This is a genomic window from Ferrimonas balearica DSM 9799 (genome assembly GCF_000148645.1).
Lineage (GTDB): Bacteria > Pseudomonadota > Gammaproteobacteria > Enterobacterales > Shewanellaceae > Ferrimonas > Ferrimonas balearica.
Window position 1 is genome coordinate 2,233,249 of the sequence record NC_014541.1, and the last position, 20,941, is coordinate 2,254,189.

Below are 20,941 nucleotides of genomic sequence, written 5' to 3' on the forward strand. Positions count from 1 at the left end.
GGCGGGTCAAACCTTCATACCAAACTGGAAAGTGAAATTCCTATATGCATCAACGTAATAGCAAAACAGCTGGTCAGGCCAGATCCTCCAATGCCCGTCGGCGCAAGCCTTTGCGACGCCCCGACCGGCCTCGCGAGGCGCGCCGTATCGTGCTGTTCAATAAGCCGTTTGATGTGCTTAGCCAATTTACCGATGGTGGCAATCGAGCCACTTTGGCGGACTACATCCAAGAGCCGGGTGTATATGCCGCCGGTCGTCTCGACCGAGATTCTGAAGGGCTTTTGCTGCTCACCAACGACGGTGCCCTGCAGGCCAAACTGACCCAACCCGGCAAGAAAACCAGCAAAACCTACTATGTGCAGGTTGAGGGCGAGCCAGACGAAGCGGCGCTGCAGGCGCTGCGTGACGGCGTTACCCTGAATGACGGCCCTACGCTGCCGGCCAAGGTCGAGCGGATCGACGAACCGCACTGGTTATGGCCACGCAATCCGCCCATCCGCGAACGCAAGGCGATCCCCACCAGTTGGCTCAGCATCTCCATCATCGAGGGACGGAATCGTCAGGTGCGCCGGATGACCGCCCATATTGGCTACCCTACCCTGCGCCTGATCCGCTATCGCATTGGCAGTTGGACCCTGGACGGTTTAGCGAACGGGGAATATCGGGTGCTGCATGGCAACGAATCGTGACACGCTATAAACCGAACGTGACGGTCGCTTGCGTGGTGAACCACCACGACCGTTACCTGCTGGTGGAGGAGCTGATAGCGGGGCAGGTGCGGCTGAACCAGCCTGCCGGCCACCTTGAGCCCGGCGAATCCCTGGTTCAGGCTTGCACCCGTGAACTGGTCGAGGAGACAGGGATTCAGCGGCAACCGGACCACCTGCTGCGAATCCACCAATGGCAGGCCCCGGATGGCATCCAGTTTGTTCGCTTCAGCTTTTCGCTTACCCTCGAAGCGCCCCTTGAAACCGCCCCACAGGATCCCCAGATCGTCGCCTGCCACTGGCTGACCCGAGCCCAAATCGAAGCACGTGCCAATCAGCTGCGCAGTCCGTTGGTCCTGAGTGCCATCGACGACTTTGAATCGGGCCGGCACTACCCACTTAGCCTGCTGGATGACCGCTTAGCGCCGGTTTGACAACCGGTTAGCCAGAGGCGGCCCTCCATTCGCTCCCCCGGGGGTTTCGTGGTAGAATACGCGCCCCCAAATTTCAATCTGAATTTTGCACAGCGGAACCCGTATACGATGTCAGATAACCGCAACAAAAAGGTGATCGTCGGCATGTCCGGCGGCGTGGACTCCTCCGTCTCAGCCTACCTCCTGCTCCAGCAGGGCTATCAGGTTGAGGGACTCTTCATGAAGAACTGGGAAGAGGATGACACCGAGGAATACTGCGCTGCATCTCAGGACCTGGCCGACGCCCAAGCGGTGTGCGACAAGCTGGGCATTGAGCTGCACAGCGTCAACTTCGCCGCCGAGTACTGGGACAACGTGTTCGAGTATTTCCTGGCGGAATACAAAGCCGGGCGTACCCCCAACCCGGACATCATGTGCAACAAAGAGATCAAGTTTAAAGCGTTTCTCGAGTTTGCTGCCGAAGCCCTGGGCGCGGATTACATCGCGACCGGCCACTACGTGCGCCGTCGTCAGCGTGAAGATGGCCAGTTCGAGATGCTGCGTGGCCTCGATGGCAACAAAGATCAGAGCTACTTCCTCTACACCCTGGGCCACGAGCATGTGGCACAGACCCTGTTCCCGGTCGGTGAACTGGAGAAGCCGGAAGTCCGCCGCATCGCAGAAGAGCAGGACCTGATCACCGCGGGCAAAAAAGACAGCACCGGCATCTGCTTTATCGGTGAGCGCAAGTTCAAAGACTTCCTCGCCAAGTACCTGCCTGCTCAGCCCGGTGATATCGAAACCACCGAAGGTGAAGTGATCGGCCAGCACGATGGCCTGATGTACCACACCCTGGGCCAGCGTAAGGGCCTGCGCATTGGTGGTCTCAAGGACGCCGGTGAAGCGCCGTGGTACGTGGTGGATAAGGATCTGGAGCGTAACGTGCTGATCGTCGGTCAGGGCGCAGACAACCCGCGCCTGTTCTCCAACGGTCTGGTGGCTAACCAGCTGCACTGGGTAGACCGTACCGGCCCCCAGGGTGAAACCGTGGTGAGCGTGAAGACCCGCTACCGTCAGCAGGACATCCCCTGCACCGTCACACCGCTGGCTGATGGCGAGCTGGAAGTGCGCTTCCACGAGCCGGTCAGCTCCGTAACACCGGGCCAATCCGCGGTGTTCTACCAGGGTGATGTCTGCCTCGGCGGCGGCATTATCGACCGGGTTATTCGCTGAACAGGACCACCATGCGCCAATCTCTCTCTCAAAGTAATATGGCCTTCGCCGGCCTGTGCCTCGCCGTACATCAGGTGCGCGAGCTGTCCCGCCATGGCCGGGTAGACAGCGACCTGCTGGCAAGCACCCTCAACACCGTCCTGGTGACCGACCCGGAGCGTGCCGAAGACGTGTACCAGGACTGCGACCTTCGCCTGGGCTACCAAACCCTGGTGGACCAGCTGGGCGACGGCAACAAAAAAGACGTCGACCTGACCCGCTACGTTGTGGGCATCCTGGCACTGGAGCGCAAGCTCGCCAGCAAGCCGGCGGCCCTGTCGATGCTGGCCGAGCGCCTGTCTCAGGTCAAACGTCAGCGTCACCACTATGAGGTTACCGACGAGCAGGTGCTGTCCAATATGGCGTCGGTCTATGCCGATGTGATCAGCCCGCTTGGTGCCCGTATCCAGGTGGTTGGCTCGCCTGCCCAGCTGCAGCAGCCGATGAACCAGTACCGAATTCGAGCCCTACTGCTTGCAGCGATCCGATCCGCGGTGCTGTGGCGTCAGCTTGGTGGCAAACGCCGTCAACTGGTGCTGTCTCGCCGCGCCATGGTGAAAGACGCACTGCAAGCCCTAAAACATCTATAAAACATCGACCTCATCAAGGAGCTTACATGGAGCTTTCCAGCCTGACTGCCGTTTCCCCGGTGGATGGCCGCTATGGCAGCAAAACCACGGAATTGCGCGGAATTTTCAGCGAGTTTGGCCTGGTTAAATACCGCGTACAGGTAGAGATTTCCTGGTTGAAACTTCTGGCCACCTGCCCGGAAATCACCGAAGTCCCCTGCTTCAGTGAAGCCGCGCTGGCCCACCTGGATGCCATTACCGAGCAGTTCTGCGAAGCTGACGCTGCCCGTGTGAAAGAGATCGAGCGCACCACCAACCACGACGTCAAAGCGGTTGAGTACTTCATCAAAGAGCGCCTGGCCGACAACGCCGAACTGGCTGCCGTTGGTGAGTTCGTGCACTTTGCCTGTACCAGTGAGGACATCAACAACCTGTCCCACGGCCTGATGCTGCACAACGCCCGTGAGCAAGTGATCCTGCCCTACTGCCGTGAGCTGATCGACGCCATCAATGAACTGGCTCGTCGCTACGCCACCATCCCGATGATGGCCCGCACCCACGGTCAGCCGGCCTCGCCCACCACCATGGGTAAAGAGATGGCCAACGTCGCTAAGCGCCTTGAGCGCCAGCTGCGCCAAATCGAAGCGGTGGAACTGCTGGGTAAGATCAACGGCGCCGTGGGCAACTACAACGCCCACCTGTCCGCTTACCCGGATGTGGACTGGCACCAGCTGTCTGAGCGTTTCGTGACCAGCCTGGGTCTGACCTGGAACGCCTGGACCACCCAGATCGAACCGCACGACTACATCGCCGAACTGTTTGACGCCTTGGCCCGCTTCAACACCATCCTGATCGATTTCGACCGTGATGTGTGGGGCTACATCGCCCTGGGTCACTTCAAGCAGAAGACCATCGCCGGTGAGATCGGCTCCTCCACCATGCCGCACAAGGTTAACCCGATTGACTTCGAAAACTCCGAAGGCAACCTGGGCCTGGCCAATGCCCTGTTCCAGCACCTGGCCGCCAAGCTGCCGGTATCCCGCTGGCAGCGTGACCTGACCGACTCCACCGTGCTGCGTAACCTCGGTGTTGGCGTGGGCTACAGCCTGATCGGCTACCAGTCCACCCTGAAAGGCATCAGCAAGCTGGAAGTGAACGAGCAGAGCCTGGCCAACGAACTGGACAGCAACTGGGAGTTGCTGGCAGAGCCGATCCAGACCGTAATGCGTCGCTACGGCATCGAAAAGCCTTACGAGAAGCTCAAAGAGCTGACCCGAGGCAAACGCGTCAACCAGCAGATCATGGCCGACTTTATTGACGGTCTGGAACTGCCGGAGAACGTGAAGTCCGAGCTCAAGCAACTGACTCCGGCCAACTACATTGGCCGCGCTGCTCAGTTTATGGATGAGTTGTAAGCCAACCGCCCATTACAACGCCGCCTTCGGGCGGCGTTGTTGTATCGACAGGAGGTCAACCATGAAGCTGGATCTGGACATCAGCACCTTCCTTTCCCATTACTGGCAGCAGCGTCCCACGCTGTTCAAAGCCGCCCTGCCCGACTTTGTCGACCCACTCAGCCCGGATGAACTTGCTGGCCTTGCCCTTGAGGAGGACGTCAGTAGCCGCATCATCGTGCGCGACGGTGCGCAATGGCGCAGCGAACCCGGCGGCCGAGAGGATTACAGCGAGCTGGGCGAGGCCAACTGGCAACTGCTGGTGCAGGCGGTCAACCACCATGACCCTGACGCACAGGCACTGTGCCACGCGTTCCGTTTCCTGCCGGACTGGCGATTCGATGACCTGATGATCTCCTTTGCCACCCCCGGCGGCGGTGTCGGCCCCCATATCGACAACTACGACGTCTTTATCATCCAGGGCGAGGGGGAGAGACGCTGGCAGGTCGGGCCTAAGGGGGATTACGCTGCGCGTCCTAACAGTGGCGGTATGGCGCTGGTCGAGGATTTCAATCCGATTATCGACGCCGTTATGTCACCGGGTGATGTGCTCTACATCCCTCCGGGGTATCCACACTGCGGCCAGACCCTCACCCCATCCCTCTCCTATTCGCTGGGCTATCGTGCCCCCAGCCAGGCCGAGCTGTTAAGCGCGGTAGCGGACACCGCCGTTGACCTCGGATTGGGCCAGCAGCGCTTCACCTCCAGCGAGGAGCATCAGAATCCCGCGCTGGTGAGCCAGCAACAGCAACACCAGATGCTTAGCATGGTGCAGGCCCTGCTCGAGCAACCCGGGCTCTGGCAACACACCCTGGGCCGACTCCTCAGCCAGAATCGGTTTGAGCTCGCCCCCTGCCCGCCACAACCGCCCTTGCAGGCCGCAGAGGTGGACGCCGCTTTAGCGGACGGTGCGGAATTGGTGAGGCTGGAAGGGTTGAAGGTGTTGCAGCTGGAGGGCGATAACACACTGACCCTCTATCTGGATGGCGATGACTACTCACTGAGCGAAGGGCTGAAGTCTGCTGCTCAATGTCTGTGCCAGGCACCAACATTGTCCACCGCGGAATGGGCGCCAGTCTGGCGAACCCAGCCCGATCTGCTGCTGACGTGGCTGAACCTTGGCTACTGGCGCTTAGAGTCCTGAGGGCCTTATAAGCAAAACCCGCTATCACCAGATAGCGGGTTTTCTTTATCACAACTCGTGGATGTGAGGTTACATACAGGCGTCAATATCCAGGCTCAATTCAGCCGCAACAAAGCCCCCCAGTGACGCCATTGAATCATCGGGGATCACCCCGAGGTCCGCCAAAGTCCGGGCCAGATTACGAAGACCAAGGCGCGGTGAATCAAATGAGCTGGAGTGCTCCCCCATCATACCCATCTGTGCGAATACCGCCGACGCCTGGCCCCAACACGCTGCGTTACCTGCTGCCATGTTTTCCGCTTCGCTGACCGCCTTAGCGTTATTCAGGCATCGGTCCAGACTGATACCGGTTTCGGCAGCCAGGTAATCAGCCAAAGCGCCCATGGTCGGCTCCGGTAGCACGCCAAGGTCAAACAGTGCACGGGCCGTATTGGCGAGGCCCAGACGGGGATTACTTTGCTGACTGGCGTGCTCCCCCATGGCACCAAGTTGGGCAAAAGCTTGAGTGGCCTCGCCCCAACAACTGTTGGGCGCCGACTGGGCGGACGGCGAAACTGACAGCAAAAGAAATCCGGTGGATAAAACGGACAAGCAGAGCGAACCAGTAAATGTTTTCACGGCGTTGACCTCTTTGAAGATGAGAGAACAGATCAGGGCGATCCCAAAACGCGTGCGTAAAGACGTTAACGGCCTGCTTCTCAGGCAGACTGAGAACCTAATGGATAGTTCATGTTACGTGGTACTGCAATGGCCAGAAAGCGCCGAAATCCAACTGGATTCTGCGGGTGGGAGAGCTTCACTATCGCCACGAAACAGAAAAAAAGCTGGCCCCAATTCGGGGCCAGCTTTTTTCATGCTGTCAGCTCTGCGGCCTTCAGCTGACCATAGGCATATCGCCCCAGATGCGATCATCACGGTGCATCTGGCCGAGGCCTTCCGCTCGGTTGATCAGCAGGCGGGCCATCTGCTGCTGGGTGGGATCCTGACTCTGCAGCAGGTTCTCCGCCTTCATCTGCCATGACAGCGAAAAGTGGCGAACCAGTTCCCGCGCATTCGGCGCCGCGCTTTCTGCCACCATGTCGGTGGGCAGGTCACCGCTGAGTACCCAGTACCGGCGTTTGCGGGGGCCGTTCTCCTCGATTTTCCAGATGGCGATCATCGGCGCCAGATGGCGGCTCTCTTTCATGATCACCTTGCCCGGCAGAATCCCCTTCTCTGCCATAAACTTGTTCGCTTTCTGAAACTGCTCTCGCACCCAGGCCGCTTGTTGTTGTTCTACGTTTGCCTGCTCGGTCATCTTCCCTTCCTGGCGAATTGTGATGGAGATCAATAGACCGGAGCTTTCCATGACGTTAACGTCAATGTCAAGCTGCCTTTCCAGTCCGCTTACCGGTGGCCACTGCTCCGATTTGGTGGCAGGGGGCTGCACTGGTAAGGTGCCCCCATAATCACAACGAATGGGCCAAGTTACAAGGCCCTCAACGGCACGGAGTAAGCAACGTGGCTCTCTTTTCGCACCCCTCTTTTGACCACCACGAACAGATCATGTTCGTCCACGATGAAGCCTCCGGTCTGAAGGCGATCATCGCAGTGCATGACACCACCCTGGGCCCCGCCGTCGGCGGTTGCCGCATGTGGCCCTATGAGTCCGAGCAGGACGCCATTAACGACGTGCTGCGCCTGTCCCGCGGCATGACCTACAAGAACGCCCTGGCCGGCCTGGAGTTCGGTGGCGGCAAGTCCGTGATCATCGGCGATCCCAAGTCAGACAAGTCCGAAGCGCTGTTCCGCGCCTTCGGCCGCTTTGTTGACTCACTGGGTGGCCGCTACTACTCCGCCGAAGATGTGGGCATCACCACTGCTGACATCATGATTGCCCACCAGGAAACCCCCTACATGGCGGGCCTGGAAGGCAAGAGTGGCGATCCCTCTCCCTACACGGCTCTGGGTACCTTCCTCGGCATCAAAGCCGCGGTGAAGCACCAGCGCGGCATCGATTCCCTCGAAGGCATCAAAGTTGCCGTACAGGGGTTGGGCCATGTCGGCTTCCACCTCTGCCGTCACCTGCACGACGCTGGCGCCAAACTGGTGGTGTGTGACCTGAGCGAAACTCAGCTGGAACGCGCCCGCACCGAGTTTGGTGCCGAGGTCGTGGCACTGGATGAGATCTATCGTCAGGATGTGGATGTGTACGCCCCGTGCGCCCTGGGTGCCACCATCAACGACACCACCATCCCGCAACTGAAGGCCACCATCGTCGCCGGTTGCGCCAACAACCAGTTGGCAGAGCCGCGTCACGGTGAAGTGCTGAAGGAAAAGGGCATTCTGTACGCCCCGGATTACGTCATCAACGCCGGCGGCATCATTAACGTCTCCTTCGAGCGTGACTACAACGCCGACAAAGCGGAAGCCAAGGTGCGTAAGATCTACGACACCCTGCTGACCATCTTCAACGAAGCGGACAACAGCGGCAAAACCACCGCAGTCGTGGCTGATGAAATGGCCCGCGCCATCATCGAGAAGGCCAGGAAGTAAACGTCTTTTTGCGTGGTTAAGGGGAGCCGGTTGGCTCCCCTTTTTACTGTCCGTTCGAGCCCAAAACCCGGTAAACCGCAAAGCGGATGCAATCGATGCGATCTCGGAGTATCCTTGTCCGCTGCGTTTTAAGGCGACCAAAGAGAACACCATGCCGGCTCTACCGATCCCAGACCACGAGATGCTGAAAGCGTGGCTGGAGCAGTACCAGATCGAATACTACCTGTGCAGCAGCTGCGAAGGCCTGCACCTGCCTCAGTTGCAGGACATGAACGGCATCTACGATGCCAAGATCGAGATTGAAGGCGACTTTGTTTACTGCTCCGCCTCCATCGAACTGCGCCCCACTGGCGTTATGCCCGCCCATGCAGAGCTGGGCCGGCTAAATGCCCACTACCCCACTCTGAAAATCTTTGTGGAGATGGTGGACGACACCCTGCCGCGCCTGGTGATGTGCCATAACCTGGCTATCCGCCCCGGCATCGAGGAAGCGCAGTTTATCTACTTTGTGCGGGACTGCATGGAGCAGATGGAACAGGTCGCGAATGACGTCAAAAAGATGGGCGTCATCTTCTACCCGGAAGAGGATGTGGAAGCGCCCAGCCCAACCATGATGCACTGAGTCGTGGGGATAAAAAAAACGCCAGCTTATGCTGGCGTTTTTCGCTTATCAGGCAAAGATCATGGCCCCAAGGGCAACAATCATTGACAGGCTGCCAACGGTGGCACCCAAGGCAAATTTCAGATCTTTATTCACTGATCGTTCTCCAAATCTTACGAATTGGCTGTCCCCACGGATAGAGTAAAGATCAGCGCGTCGAATCACTATCCCAACCCCGGGGAATTGAGAAGCCGGTCACAGCTTTAGGTCAGCGCAGCCCAGCGTCTTTCCCCAACCGGGCAACCCCTGTTCGGCGTAATCACAACGGTCTTTTCGCAACGAAAATTCTGCTAGTATTGAGAACCCAAAAAGTTGTTTTGCAAAGGCTATCCACCATGTCACAAGTACTGCATACCATGCTGCGCGTCGGCGACCTGGACCGTTCCATTCAGTTCTACACCGATGTACTCGGCATGACTCTGCTGCGCCAGTCCACCAACGACGAATACAAATACACCCTGGCGTTTGTTGGCTACGGCGAAGAGAAAGACGGCCACGCCGTCATCGAACTGACCTACAACTGGGGCGTTGAGAACTACGAGATGGGTACCGCGTTCGGTCACATCGCTCTGGGCTTTGAAGACATCTACAGCGCCTGCGATAAGATCCGTGCGGCCGGCGGCAACATCACCCGTGAGCCGGGCCCGGTACTGGGCGGCAGCACCCACATCGCCTTTGTTGAAGATCCGGACGGCTACAAGATCGAACTTATCCAGCGTGATCAGGCCGGCGAAGGCGTTGGCGCCTGAGCAAATACAGGGGCGGCAACGCCCCTTTTTATTACCATGACCCTCATCATCATTACCCTGTTTCTGGCCCTGATCATGATCAGCGGCCAACTGGTTGCCCTGCCGGTTTACCTGGCCGCCAGTCTGCTGACCGTGCTGGCCTTCGGGTTGGATAAGCGCCGTGCGCTGACCGGCGGCTACCGCCTGCCGGAAAAGCTGCTGCACACCCTGGAGTTGTTGGGTGGCTGGCCCGGCGCCTTGATTGGTGCCCGTCAGTTTCGCCATAAGACCCAAAAAAAATCCTACCTTTGGGTGTTGTTCGCCATCGTGTTACTGCACTTTCTGGTGTGGGCAGCCATCGCCTGGCCTCCACTGGCCGCTAGGCTTGGCCTTCCCGCCTGGTAATAAAACGCCAGCCCGAGGGCTGGCGTTTTTTTTACTCGGCCTTGCCGGGCAAACCAAAGTGCTGATAGGCCCGGTCGGTGGCGATGCGCCCGCGTGGCGTGCGCTGCAGGAAGCCTTGCTGGATCAGGAAGGGCTCCAGCACATCTTCGATGGTTTCACGCTCTTCACCAATCGCTGCCGCCAGGTTCTCCAGCCCTACCGGGCCACCGCTGAACTTGTCGATGATGGTGGTCAGCAGTTTGCGGTCCAGATAATCGAAACCCTCTTTATCCACGTCCAGCAGGTCCAGCGCTTTGGCCGCCACCTCCGCCGTGATCACGCCATCAAACTTCACCTCAGCGAAATCGCGTACCCGGCGCAGCAGCCGGTTAGCGATACGCGGGGTGCCCCGGCTGCGGCGGGCAATCTCTACCGCACCGTCGCCTTCCATCGAGAGATCCAGCACTTCAGCACTGCGCTGGACGATCTGGGTCAGGTCGCGGACGTTGTAAAACTCGAGCCGCAGAGGAATGCCAAAACGGGCCCGCAACGGTGAGGTCAATGCACCCGCTCGGGTGGTAGCGCCAATCAGGGTAAACGGAGGGAGATCCAGCTTGATGGAGCGCGCCGCGGGGCCCTCTCCAATCATAATATCGAGCTGATAATCCTCCATCGCCGGATAGAGCACCTCTTCCACCACCGGACTCAGACGATGGATCTCATCGATAAACAGCACATCGTGGGGCTCCAGGTTGGTCAACAGCGCCGCCAAATCGCCGGCCTTCTCCAGTACCGGACCGGAGGTGGACTTGATGTTCACCCCCATCTCGTTGGCCACAATATTGGCCAGGGTGGTTTTCCCCAGACCCGGCGGGCCGAAGATCAACAGATGGTCGAGGGCTTCGCCACGGTTGCGCGCGGCCTGGATAAACACCTCCAGCTGAGCCTTGGCTTCATCCTGGCCGGTGTAGTCGGTGAGCATCTTCGGCCGCATGGCGCGGTCGATAACCTCCTCCTCCCGGCTGGCAGTGGGTGCTGCGACCAGTCGATCCGCTTCAATCATCCCCGGTCCCTCACAGCATCGCTTTCAGTGCATCGCGGATCAGCTGCTCCGAGCTCATCCCCGGTGCCGCGACCTTGGCGACCACCTTACTGGCGGCCGGTGCTTTGTAGCCCAGGGCCACCAGCGCGGCAATGGCATCCTCTTCCGGGTCCGGCGCAGACACCAAGGTGTTCTCCGTCGGGTTGGTACCGGCAAGGCGGTCGGCATAGGGGGTCAGCAGCGGGCCACCGAAATTCTTCAGTCGGTCACGCATCTCCACCACCAGGCGTTCAGCGGTTTTCTTACCCACGCCCGGCAGCTTGGTCAGGCCGGTGATGTTCTCCGCCTGCACCGCATCAACAAACTGCTCGGCGGACATGCCGGACAGGATGCCCAGGGCCATTTTCGGCCCCACACCATTGGTTTTGATCAGCTCGCGAAACAGGGCCCGCTCCTCTTTAGAAGCAAACCCATAGAGCAGTTGAGCGTCTTCCCGCACCACGAAGTGAGTAAAGATGACCGCTTCGCTGCCCAGCTCCGGCAGTTGGTAGAAGCTGGTCATCGGCAATTGCACCTCGTAACCAACGCCGCCACACTCCAGCACCACTTCCGGTGCCGCTTTCTCTACCAACAGTCCACGCAGGCGTCCAATCACGGGCATTCTCCCAAAACAGATAACAGGCCGGATTCTGCTCCGGCCCGGGGACAGTCAAAACCACTGTCCATATTTACAGTAATGGCGTCATCGTAGCGGTTTTTGGCCGCGCCGTCATCCTGCAATGCTCGCAGGCGCGGTAAACGCTATGGCCCTGTCCGTCCAGGGGCATAGGCGCAAACCCTTTACCCCCAGTCGCTCATGGCGCTCGGTTAACGCTGTGTTACAGTGAGTCCAGTCAATGCCGTTATGCCGATGGAGTCCGACCATGAAGCGATTATCACATCTGTTACTGAGTCTGCTGTTGATCAGCACCACCACCTGGGCGGGATCCGCCATGACCTTCGGCAGTGGCATCGATGCCAGCACCACGGTGCCACTGGCCACCCTGATGGCGTCACCGGACGACTTCGTCGGCAAGACCGTCACGATTGAGGGCGAAATCACCGCGGTATGCCAAAAGCGGGGGTGCTGGATGACGCTCGCCAGTGACCCGGCCTACCCGGACCTTCGGGTCAAAGTGAAAGACGGCGTGATGGAGTTTCCTGTGAGTGCCAAAGGGCAGCGTGCTCTGGCCACCGGCACCCTGCAGAAGATGAGCTGGAACCTGGAGCAAACCCGCGCCTTTTACGCCCACCAGGCGGAAGAGCAAGGCACGGAGTTTGATCCGGCCACCATCACCGAGCCGCGGGTGATGTACCAACTCTCCCCCACCGGGGTTGAGATCCTGGCGCAATAACCGTTTGGCGCCGACAAAAAAGCAGGCTCTAGCCTGCTTTTTTTATTGCCCATTTTCCGGCACTCGCGCCGTCAACGGTACCGGCCGCCCACTCGGGCGGTGGCTTTGCCCGACATCGCCACCAGGCCGCGCTGCATATTGGCGTGGGTAATGGCGATGGCCAGCGCATCCGCGGCGTCCGCCTGAGGCGTTCCCGGCAGTTTCAGCAGGTGTTTCACCATATGCTGCACCTGCTCCTTCTTGGCGCCACCCGTGCCAACCACCGCTTGTTTCACCTGGGTGGGGCTGTATTCCGACACGGTCAGGCCACCATTGAGAGCAGCGACAATGGCTGCCCCCCGGGCCTGGCCCAGTTTCAGCGCAGAATCGGCATTGCGGCCCATAAACACCCGCTCGACTGCCAGCTCATCCGGTTCAAACTGTTTAACCAGCTCTGACACGCCGTCGAAGATGATCTTGAGGCGGCTGGGCAGGTCCGTTTCCGGCAGGCGGATGCAGCCGCTGCCCAGATACTGGAACTGGCGGCCACAAAAGCGAATCACCCCGTAACCCGTCAAGCGGGAGCCGGGATCGATACCGAGAATTACCGACACACGATCAATCCAGTTGCGCCATCACCTCGTCGGAGATGTCGGCATTGTGGTAGACCTCCTGAACGTCGTCGTGGTCTTCCAGTACGTCGATCAGGCGTAAGAATTTTTGAGCGGTATCCAGGTCCAGCTCCGCCTTGGTGGAGGGCACCATGGTCACTTCAGCGTTAACCGCCGTGAGTCCCGCCGCGTCCAGCGCGTCCTTCACAAAGCCAAACGCCTCCGGCGTGGTGTACACGTCGATGGCACCGTCGTCAGAGGTTTCGACATCTTCGGCACCCGCTTCCAGTGCGGCATCCATCACCGCTTCCTCATCGGTACCCGGCTCGTAGGAGATCACGCCCTGTTTGGTAAACAGGTACGCCACCGAACCGTCGGTGCCCAGGTTGCCACCGGACTTACTGAAAGCGCTGCGCACACCGGATACGGTGCGGTTGCGGTTGTCGGTCATGGTTTCCACCATCACCGCAGTGCCACCCGGGCCATAGCCTTCGTAGATGATGGTTTCCAGCTCCTGGCCTTCCAGTTCGCCGGCACCCCGCTTCACCGCGCGCTCAATGGTGTCACGGGTCATGTTGTTGGAGAGGGCTTTGTCGATGGCGGCGCGCAGGCGCGGGTTGGCGTCGGCATCGGAGCCGCCCTCCCGTGCTGACACCGTCAGTTCGCGGATCAGCTTGGTGAAAATCTTGCCCCGCTTCGCGTCCTGTGCCGCTTTACGGTGTTTGATATTGGCCCATTTACTGTGACCTGCCATGGCTTCACTCCGTTAAAACAAGACCGCCCGGACAAGGCCGGGCGGTCGGGGTAACACTTACTCGGCTTTCTCGGCCGGGATGCGCTGGATGCCCAGCTCAACCAGTTGCTCGGGGTTGGCGGAACCCGGTGCGCTGGTCAGCGGACACGCGGCGGTGGTGGTTTTCGGGAACGCCATCACTTCACGGATGGATTCCGCGCCCACCATCAGCATCACCAGACGGTCCAGGCCAAAGGCCAGACCGGCGTGCGGCGGGGTACCGTACTTCAGCGCGTCCAGCAGGAAGCCGAACTTCTCTTTCGCTTCCTGGTCGTCGATGCCCAGTACGCGGAACGCCGCAGACTGCATCTCGGCACGGTGAATACGGACAGAACCACCACCCACTTCCACACCGTTCAGCACCATGTCGTAGGCGTTGGACAGTGCGGTGTCCGGGTTGGCTTCCAGCTCTTCCGGAGTCATATCGCGCGGAGCAGTGAAGGGGTGGTGCAGCGCGTAGTAACGACCGTCGGCCTTCTCGAACATCGGGAAGTCGACCACCCACAGCGGTGCCCAGCCTTCCGCCACCAGGCCGAAGTCTTCACCGGCCTTCAGACGCAGCGCGCCCATGGCATCGGCCACCACTTTGGCGTCATCGGCACCAAACAGCACGATGTCGTTAGCCACGGCGCCGGTGCGCTCGATGATGGCGTTAACGATGTCGTCAGACAGGAACTTGGCCACCGGAGACTGAACGCCTTCGATGCCCTTACCGGTTTCGTTGACCTTCATCCAGGCCAGGCCCTTGGCGCCGTAGATGCCGACAAACTTGGTGTAGTCGTCGATCTGCTTACGGGACAGGCTGGCACCGCCCGGGATGCGCAGCGCGGCAACGCGGCCTTCCGGATCGTTAGCCGGGCCGGAGAACACTTTGAACTCCACATCGGCCAGCAGGTCAGCCACGTCGGTCAGTTCCAGCGGGTTACGCAGATCCGGCTTGTCGGAACCGTAGCGACGCATCGCTTCTTCGTAGCTCATGTGCGGGAACTGCGGCAGGTCGACGTTCAGCATCTTCTTGAAGATGGTGCGGATCATCGCTTCAGTAACCGCCATCACCTCTTCCGCGGTCATGAAAGAGGTTTCGATATCGATCTGGGTGAATTCCGGCTGACGGTCAGCACGCAGGTCTTCGTCGCGGAAGCACTTCACGATCTGGTAGTAGCGGTCCATGCCGGACATCATCAGCAACTGCTTGAACAGCTGAGGGGACTGCGGCAGTGCGAAGAACTGACCCTTGTGGGTACGGCTCGGCACCAGGTAGTCACGGGCACCTTCCGGGGTGGCGGCGGTCAGGATCGGGGTTTCCACATCCATAAAGCCCTGGTCGTCGAGGAAACGACGCACTTCGGAAGTGAAACGGGCACGGAACTTCATCTTCTCCGCCATCTCCGGACGACGCAGATCCAGGTAGCGGTACTTCAGACGCTGCTCTTCAGACACATCGGTGTTGAAGTCGATCGGCAGCGGCTCAGCCTTGTTGATGATGGTCAGCTCACGACCCAGTACCTCGATGGCACCGGTGGTCATGTTGGCGTTTACCTGGCTTTCCGGGCGGCCACGTACCAGGCCTTTCACCTGTACGCAGAACTCACCACGGAGGCTGGACGCGGTTTCGAACACTTCCGGCAGGTCCGGATCGTACACAACCTGCACAATCCCTTCGCGATCGCGCAGGTCCAGGAAAATCACACCACCCAGGTCGCGACGGCGGTTAACCCAACCGACCAGGGTAACTTCTTGTCCGATAAGCGTTTCGGTAACGTGTCCGCAGTAATGGCTGCGCATCGACAGCTCCTGTATTCAATGCTGGTGAGAGAGGGCCCAGGGGCCCTCGCCGGGAAAATGGGCAAAGCGGGGATTATAGAGAAAAAATGGCGCAATCAGAAGGCCAAAGGGCGCGCTACAGCGCGCTATTGGTCAATGTTCAGGCAACTTGGTAGCCAGCACCGCCCTGCCCCTTCACCAGCCTCAATTGCAGGTCCGCTGCCTGTAACAAACTGACCGGGTCTGCACCGTGCTGCGGGAACACCGCAACGCCGATGCTGGCGCTGAGCTGAATCGACTTGCCATCGAGCTCAAAGGGCTGTTCCAGCTCCATCATCAGCATCTCGGCAACGTGACGGGCCGCCGCCACGTTCTTGACCTGGTTGAGAATCGCCACGAACTGGTCCCCCTGTAACCGGGCCAGGGTGTCGGAGCGACGCACGCCGGTGCGCCAACGGTTGGCGACCAGGGCCAACAGCTTATCGCCCTTATCCCACCCCAGGCGCCGATTGAGTTGGCCAAACCCATCCAGGTCAAGCACCAGCACCGCCATCTGGCGATGCTCACGGCCATGCGCCAACAGTGCCTGACTCAAACGGTCATCCAACATACTGCGCCCCGGCAAGCCGGTAACCGAATCAAACCCATCGCGCGCATTCTGTTGGGTCAGCAACTGGCGCCGCTGTAACTGTTCCCAGCGCCATTGGCGGTAGAGCAGAATAAAACCCGCTGCCAGAAGAAGAATCACCAACGCGGCAAACCACACCGCAACGGTACGCCCGGCCGACGCTGGCTGTACATCCGCCAAGCCCGGCCGGGTGCCCTGCCAGTCGAGCACTGACAGGCCTTGATTCAGCGCCTCCTGCCACTGGCTCATATTTGGGGGCAGATCGAGGTAAAGCCCAATACGGGGCGGATTGGATGGCACCGCAAAGTTCAGCTGTGGCTGAGTGACCTCCCAGCTGCGCCACTGCGCCGCTGAGATCAGCAATGCGCCACCCTCCTCCAACGCCGTCAATGCCTGGGCCCGATCCCGGACCCGCTTAACCGCCAGACTCGGGTAGTGTTCACGCACCCACACCGCTGCCGGACTGTTGCCAAGCAGCACTAAGGGCTGCCTGAGGGTGTTGACCGCCGAAGGGGTGGCGATGCGGTCTTCGCTGATCAGCAGATAATTAAGCATCATCAGGGGCCGGGGCACGGACTCCAGTGGGCTGGGGACGGGCGCCATCCGCAACTGAAGTGATGAATCATCGTTGCGCTCCGCCTCACCGCCGACGCGCAGAATGACGCCCAGTATTCGACCGAGCTGATTGAGTGCCTGATCCAGCTCCAGTGCCTGCCAGGCCCAGTCGGGCGTCCCTGCTCGGTTGACCAGCCACGGCGTGGTATCGGTCACCAGGGGGCGCCCGATGCTGCCGTGAAACCCGGTCCCCTCACCGCTATCCCAGTACTGCTTCAGGGCAGCGACCTGCTGCGCGGGCAAGTCAGCAAAGCCCCGCTTAACGCGTTCAGCCAACGCCTGATCGCCTGTAGCCACCAGCACATTCATGGCCACCTCCGGGCTTGCCATCGGGCTGGCAATCAATGACTCGGGTAAGGGCGGAAGCAGCGGCGCCGGCAGCAACACACCATCCACTTTGTGTTGCAGCAGTTTGCTGAGTAACTCTTTGGGACGGTCTGAAGTAAAGCGGATACGCCCCGGATACCGGCCGCTGAGCCAACTTTCATAACCGGCATTGGCGTAAACACCAAGTGCGGCTTCCGGATTCGCCAATAACGCCGGGGCATCATCGCCATGGGTGACCAATACGCTGTTGACGGCGTGCAGTTCATAGGCCTTTTCCAGCCCCAACTTGCCCACTTCAGCAGCAACGTGGCCGGCGAACAGGTCCAGCTCCCCCTGCCGCAACGCGGTCAGGCCAGCCGGCCCCAGACCGGCGGGGACAAACTGCACCTCTACGCCGCTGTTCATTGACCAGGCCCGCCACAGGTCTACCAACAAGCCACTGGCCCGCCCCCCTTCACCGGTATACATCAGTGGTGGCATATCGCTGATCACGCCGATCTTCAGGGGCGCCTGCGGGTCGCTCTGTCCCAGCCACCTCCGGCTCAGTACCTCGCGGACGTTGCTGTCCAGCAGGGCCAACGAACGATTCAGTTCCGGCAGGCGCTCGGCATGCGCTTTAGGTAACGCCGCAGACACCGGGATCTGAGCCAGAGAAAGGCGCTTATAAGCAGGATACAATCGGGATACCTGACTTTGCCGATCGGAGTGCTGCAGATAGCCATCCAGATTGGTAAACACCTGCACTTCGCCGGTCAGTGCCGCGTTTAACAGTGCATCCCGGCTGGGGTACCGCACCAGCGCCGGGTCCGGCAGATGGTGCAGCAACAACTCCTCATGAATGGAACGCGCCACCACGCCGATGCGATAGGGTGTCACCTCGTTCAATCCGGCCAAATCCGGCAGGTCTCGGTGCACAAACAGCTTCAGCGGAACGGTCAACAGGGGGTCGCTCAGGGCGAATTTCTCTTCCCGGCTGGGCGATTGCGCCAATCCTGCATGCAGATCAACGTCGCCCTGCTGCAGGGCGGATATACTCTGCGGCCAGCTTTTCAGGGAAAACTCAACCGGATGCCCGGTTTGTTGAGACCAACGCCGCCAAAAGTCCACCAGGTATCCCGCAGGTTGGCCTTCGGCGTTCTGGTATTGGTAGGGGTAACTGTCGCGAGACACCGCGATACGCAATGGGTCAGGTTGTGTCGCCAGAGCAGCGGCACTGAAAAACAGGGTGGCCAGCAGGGGCCATATTACGACTCGGAACACGACATATCCTTGTGTACATCCGCAGTGGCAAGCCAGCGACATCCTGTCACTGGCGATAACTTGCTCAGGTTGGGTCTATATTAACCGTCCTATCGCGTCTGTCTACGGTGCAGGTTGCCGCCTTTCCCCCCCCACCGCTACAATATTTTTTGTTCATTCAGGAAGCTATCATGACCTCCGAACAAGACCGTATTTTCTCTAAGCCGCTGGCGAAAGTGGCTGACTTCCGATTCGACGACAAAGTCGCGTCGGTATTTCCGGATATGATCTCCCGCTCCATCCCGGGTTACGGGCAGATCCTGCATACACTCGGTGAGATGGCCGACAAAGTGGTGCAACCCGGTACCCGGGTATACGACCTCGGCTGCTCTCTCGGGGCCGCCACCAGCTCCATCCGTCGTGCCCTGGCTGACCGCGATGTCACCATGGTCGCCGTCGACAACTCCGAAGCGATGGTAAAGCGCGCCCGCGACCACCTCGACGCCTTTGTAAGCCCCATTCCGGTAGACCTGGTTTGTGCTGACATCCGCGACATCGAGATCGAGAACGCCTCAATGGTGGTACTGAACTTCACCCTGCAGTTCCTGGCACCCGATGACCGCGACGCCCTGCTGGCCAAAATCTACCAGGGCATGGTGCCCGGTGGCCTGCTGGTGGTATCGGAGAAACTGGTGTTCAGCCAACCGGCGATCCACCAGTTGCTGGATGACCTGCACCTGGATTTTAAACGGGCCAACGGCTACTCCGAGCTGGAGATCAGCCAAAAGCGTAATGCCCTGGAAAATGTGATGCGTCCCGACACCGTGGAGCAGCACAAGGCCCGATTCCAGGCGGCGGGATTCAGCCAGTCCGACCTGTGGTTCCAGTGCTACAACTTTGCTTCTATGGTGGCGATTAAATAATGGATTTCGCACGTTTCTATCAACGCATCGCGGGCAGCAAGCTGAGTCATTGGCTGGAGACGGCTCCGGCCCAGCTCTCCCAGTGGCGCCGTTTTCACCGCAATGGTCAGTTCCCCAAGTGGGAGAAAGTGCTGGCCAAACTGCCCGACCGCACCCCCGCACTGCGGGAACTGAGCAGCGAAGTGCGCATCGGCTCTGCCGATGAGCTCAGCAGCGGCGAAGTGGACAAGGTGAACAACCTGCTGCGTTGCCTCCACCCCTGGCGCAAAGGCCCCTTCCACCTCTATGGCATCCACATCGATACCGAGTGGCGCAGCGACTGGAAGTGGGATCGGGTCAAACCGCACATCAGTCCGCTACAACACCGCACCGTGCTCGATGTCGGTTGTGGCAGCGGTTACCACATGTGGCGGATGCTCGGCGAAGGGGCTGACCTGGTCGTGGGTATCGATCCCTCTGACCTGTTTCTGGCTCAGTTCGAGGCGGTCAAAAAACTGTACGGTGGCCACGACGATATCCATCTGTTGCCTCTGGGGATCCAGGATCTGCCGCCGCTGCACGCCTTTGATACCGTGTTCTCCATGGGCGTGCTCTACCATCGCCGCTCCCCCATTGACCACCTTTTGCAGCTGCAGGACCAACTCAATGCCGGCGGCGAACTGATTCTCGAAACACTCGTCATTGATGGCGATGAAAATCAGGTACTTGTTCCCACTGACCGCTATGGCAAGATGAACAATGTCTGGTACATTCCCTCATCAAAAGCGCTGATGCTGTGGCTGCGGAAATGTGGATTTGAAAATGTCCGCCTGGTGGACGAAGCGATCACCACCGTTGAGGAGCAGCGTCGCACCGACTGGATGACCAACGAGTCTCTGGCGGACTATCTGGATCCCAACGACTCCAGCCGTACCGTCGAGGGTTACCCAGCCCCCAAACGCGCCATTATTATTGCCAATAAAGCCTCTAATACCGGATAAGGAAGATAAGATGAAGCACGCAGGTTCCTTGGCCCTGGTTCTCGCCGCCATGCTGACTGGCGGTTGCGCCATGCAGAAAGCGGTCCCGCCAGCGACCGAGCAGCAACTCAACAACGCCATGGAAACCCAGCTGGCTCAAATTGAAACCATGCTGGTTAAGCGTTGCGATTCCGAAGTTGCGGCCACCGCTGACTACCAGACCAAGGTGCTGGCAGAGCTGAATGGCATGAACGTGGGCCTGCTGGCGCTGGCCGAAAAAGCAACCGGCCCCCAGATCACCTGCCCTGAACTGCCGGAAGACCCGAACAACCTGGGCGACAAGTTCGTTCTGGGTGAAGTGGAGCGTGTCTACATCCAGGAGGTCGGCCAGGCCTACGACGCCCGTGTGGATACCGGTGCCGTCACCTCCTCCATCAGTGCCACCAACATCCGCCTGTTCGAGCGTAATGGCGAACAGTGGGTGCGTTTTGATATTCCCGCCGAGCGACCGGCTGAAGGTGAAGAGGAAGCGCCGGGCACCACCGTGGAGGCCCGCGTCGCCCGCTTCGTCAATATCAAGAAAGCCTCCAGTGACGAGCCCCAGCGCCGCCCGGTTATCCGTGCTCGTATCCGTCTGGGCGACTACGTCACCGAAGCGGAGCTCAACCTGACCGATCGCTCCCACATGGAGTACCCGGTGCTGCTGGGTCGCAAATTCTTCCAGGACATCGCCGTGGTTGACGTCAGCCGCAAATACATTCACTCCGGAGACGGCAGCCAGACTGCTGAATAAGGATTTT

At 59.7% G+C, this 20,941-nt stretch carries 22 protein-coding genes; 14 read left to right on the top strand and 8 right to left on the bottom strand.

Features of this window, described 5'->3' with window-relative positions; translation table 11 throughout:
* Nucleotides 1-44: 44 nt before the first annotated feature.
* The 6 genes from rluE to FBAL_RS10170 all read left to right on the top strand — a co-directional run bounded on the left by rluE (nucleotide 45) and on the right by FBAL_RS10170 (nucleotide 5,559).
* A complete protein-coding gene (gene rluE / locus FBAL_RS10145; protein WP_013345501.1) occupies nucleotides 45-689 on the top strand; it encodes a 23S rRNA pseudouridine(2457) synthase RluE in 645 nt (214 codons plus the stop codon).
* Nucleotides 683-1,141: an NUDIX hydrolase gene (locus FBAL_RS10150; protein WP_085949583.1), complete on the top strand. Its 459-nt coding sequence runs from the start codon at nucleotides 683-685 to the stop codon at nucleotides 1,139-1,141. The genes rluE and FBAL_RS10150 overlap by 7 nt, the downstream gene beginning before the upstream one ends.
* Before the next feature lie 108 nt (nucleotides 1,142-1,249).
* Nucleotides 1,250-2,353: a tRNA 2-thiouridine(34) synthase MnmA gene (gene mnmA, locus FBAL_RS10155; protein ID WP_013345503.1), complete on the top strand. Its 1,104-nt coding sequence runs from the start codon at nucleotides 1,250-1,252 to the stop codon at nucleotides 2,351-2,353.
* Between the two features lie 11 nt (nucleotides 2,354-2,364).
* Nucleotides 2,365-2,982, top strand: coding sequence for a high frequency lysogenization protein HflD (hflD, locus tag FBAL_RS10160; RefSeq protein ID WP_013345504.1), 618 nt, complete (start codon nucleotides 2,365-2,367; stop codon nucleotides 2,980-2,982).
* A 26-nt stretch (nucleotides 2,983-3,008) separates the two neighbouring features.
* Nucleotides 3,009-4,376, top strand: a complete 1,368-nt coding sequence (purB, locus tag FBAL_RS10165) for an adenylosuccinate lyase (protein WP_013345505.1) — start codon at nucleotides 3,009-3,011, stop codon at nucleotides 4,374-4,376.
* Between the two features lie 61 nt (nucleotides 4,377-4,437).
* Nucleotides 4,438-5,559, top strand: coding sequence for a ribosomal protein uL16 3-hydroxylase (locus FBAL_RS10170; RefSeq protein WP_013345506.1), 1,122 nt, complete (start codon nucleotides 4,438-4,440; stop codon nucleotides 5,557-5,559).
* Nucleotides 5,560-5,628: 69 nt separating this feature from the next.
* On the opposite strand, the gene FBAL_RS10175 is transcribed toward FBAL_RS10170, so the two are convergent.
* Nucleotides 5,629-6,039 carry a hypothetical protein gene (locus FBAL_RS10175; RefSeq protein WP_013345507.1) on the bottom strand — a complete coding sequence of 137 codons (411 nt, stop codon included), beginning with the start codon at nucleotides 6,037-6,039 and terminating at the stop codon, nucleotides 5,629-5,631.
* A 394-nt stretch (nucleotides 6,040-6,433) separates the two neighbouring features.
* Nucleotides 6,434-6,856: a DUF4826 family protein gene (locus FBAL_RS10180; RefSeq protein WP_013345508.1), complete on the bottom strand. Its 423-nt coding sequence runs from the start codon at nucleotides 6,854-6,856 to the stop codon at nucleotides 6,434-6,436.
* 203 nt (nucleotides 6,857-7,059) lie between these two features.
* On the opposite strand from FBAL_RS10180, the gene FBAL_RS10185 reads away from it, so the two are divergent.
* The 4 genes from FBAL_RS10185 (at nucleotide 7,060) to FBAL_RS10200 (ending at nucleotide 9,888) form a co-directional block, all read left to right on the top strand.
* Complete coding sequence (locus tag FBAL_RS10185; protein ID WP_013345509.1) at nucleotides 7,060-8,094, top strand: Glu/Leu/Phe/Val dehydrogenase dimerization domain-containing protein; 1,035 nt, start codon at nucleotides 7,060-7,062, stop codon at nucleotides 8,092-8,094.
* A gap of 151 nt (nucleotides 8,095-8,245) precedes the next feature.
* Nucleotides 8,246-8,716 (top strand): YbjN domain-containing protein, encoded by a 471-nt coding sequence (locus FBAL_RS10190; protein ID WP_013345510.1) that lies wholly within the window; start codon nucleotides 8,246-8,248, stop codon nucleotides 8,714-8,716.
* A gap of 374 nt (nucleotides 8,717-9,090) precedes the next feature.
* Nucleotides 9,091-9,504, top strand: coding sequence for a lactoylglutathione lyase (gene gloA, locus FBAL_RS10195; RefSeq protein WP_013345511.1), 414 nt, complete (start codon nucleotides 9,091-9,093; stop codon nucleotides 9,502-9,504).
* 36 nt (nucleotides 9,505-9,540) lie between these two features.
* Nucleotides 9,541-9,888, top strand: a complete 348-nt coding sequence (locus FBAL_RS10200) for a DUF1294 domain-containing protein (RefSeq protein ID WP_013345512.1) — start codon at nucleotides 9,541-9,543, stop codon at nucleotides 9,886-9,888.
* Nucleotides 9,889-9,919: 31 nt separating this feature from the next.
* Here the strand turns inward: FBAL_RS10200 and ruvB are convergent, their stop codons facing one another.
* Entirely contained in the window at nucleotides 9,920-10,930 is a 1,011-nt protein-coding gene (gene ruvB / locus FBAL_RS10205; protein ID WP_013345513.1) for a Holliday junction branch migration DNA helicase RuvB, read from the bottom strand.
* Nucleotides 10,931-10,940: 10 nt separating this feature from the next.
* Nucleotides 10,941-11,564, bottom strand: coding sequence for a Holliday junction branch migration protein RuvA (gene ruvA / locus FBAL_RS10210; RefSeq protein WP_013345514.1), 624 nt, complete (start codon nucleotides 11,562-11,564; stop codon nucleotides 10,941-10,943).
* 268 nt (nucleotides 11,565-11,832) lie between these two features.
* On the opposite strand from ruvA, the gene FBAL_RS10215 reads away from it, so the two are divergent.
* Entirely contained in the window at nucleotides 11,833-12,303 is a 471-nt protein-coding gene (locus FBAL_RS10215) for a DUF4920 domain-containing protein (protein ID WP_013345515.1), read from the top strand.
* 71 nt (nucleotides 12,304-12,374) lie between these two features.
* Here FBAL_RS10215 and ruvC read toward each other — a convergent pair whose 3' ends face one another.
* The 4 genes from ruvC to FBAL_RS10235 form a co-directional block, all read right to left on the bottom strand.
* Nucleotides 12,375-12,896 carry a crossover junction endodeoxyribonuclease RuvC gene (gene ruvC, locus FBAL_RS10220; protein ID WP_013345516.1) on the bottom strand — a complete coding sequence of 174 codons (522 nt, stop codon included), beginning with the start codon at nucleotides 12,894-12,896 and terminating at the stop codon, nucleotides 12,375-12,377.
* Between the two features lie 4 nt (nucleotides 12,897-12,900).
* The gene (locus tag FBAL_RS10225) at nucleotides 12,901-13,647 is read right to left on the bottom strand and encodes a YebC/PmpR family DNA-binding transcriptional regulator (protein WP_013345517.1); all 747 of its coding nucleotides are present in this window, start codon (nucleotides 13,645-13,647) and stop codon (nucleotides 12,901-12,903) included.
* A gap of 57 nt (nucleotides 13,648-13,704) precedes the next feature.
* Nucleotides 13,705-15,471 carry an aspartate--tRNA ligase gene (gene aspS / locus FBAL_RS10230; protein WP_013345518.1) on the bottom strand — a complete coding sequence of 589 codons (1,767 nt, stop codon included), beginning with the start codon at nucleotides 15,469-15,471 and terminating at the stop codon, nucleotides 13,705-13,707.
* A 139-nt stretch (nucleotides 15,472-15,610) separates the two neighbouring features.
* Complete coding sequence (locus FBAL_RS10235; protein ID WP_013345519.1) at nucleotides 15,611-18,280, bottom strand: diguanylate cyclase domain-containing protein; 2,670 nt, start codon at nucleotides 18,278-18,280, stop codon at nucleotides 15,611-15,613.
* 170 nt (nucleotides 18,281-18,450) lie between these two features.
* On the opposite strand from FBAL_RS10235, the gene cmoA reads away from it, so the two are divergent.
* The 3 genes from cmoA to FBAL_RS10250 are packed head-to-tail and all read left to right on the top strand — an operon-like array spanning nucleotide 18,451 to nucleotide 20,934.
* Nucleotides 18,451-19,182 (top strand): carboxy-S-adenosyl-L-methionine synthase CmoA, encoded by a 732-nt coding sequence (cmoA, locus tag FBAL_RS10240; RefSeq protein WP_013345520.1) that lies wholly within the window; start codon nucleotides 18,451-18,453, stop codon nucleotides 19,180-19,182.
* Nucleotides 19,179-20,162: a tRNA 5-methoxyuridine(34)/uridine 5-oxyacetic acid(34) synthase CmoB gene (gene cmoB, locus FBAL_RS10245; RefSeq protein WP_041251265.1), complete on the top strand. Its 984-nt coding sequence runs from the start codon at nucleotides 19,179-19,181 to the stop codon at nucleotides 20,160-20,162. Before cmoA ends, cmoB begins: the two co-directional genes overlap by 4 nt.
* A 10-nt stretch (nucleotides 20,163-20,172) precedes the next feature.
* Nucleotides 20,173-20,934, top strand: coding sequence for an ATP-dependent zinc protease family protein (locus FBAL_RS10250; RefSeq protein WP_013345522.1), 762 nt, complete (start codon nucleotides 20,173-20,175; stop codon nucleotides 20,932-20,934).
* Nucleotides 20,935-20,941: the final 7 nt, after the last annotated feature.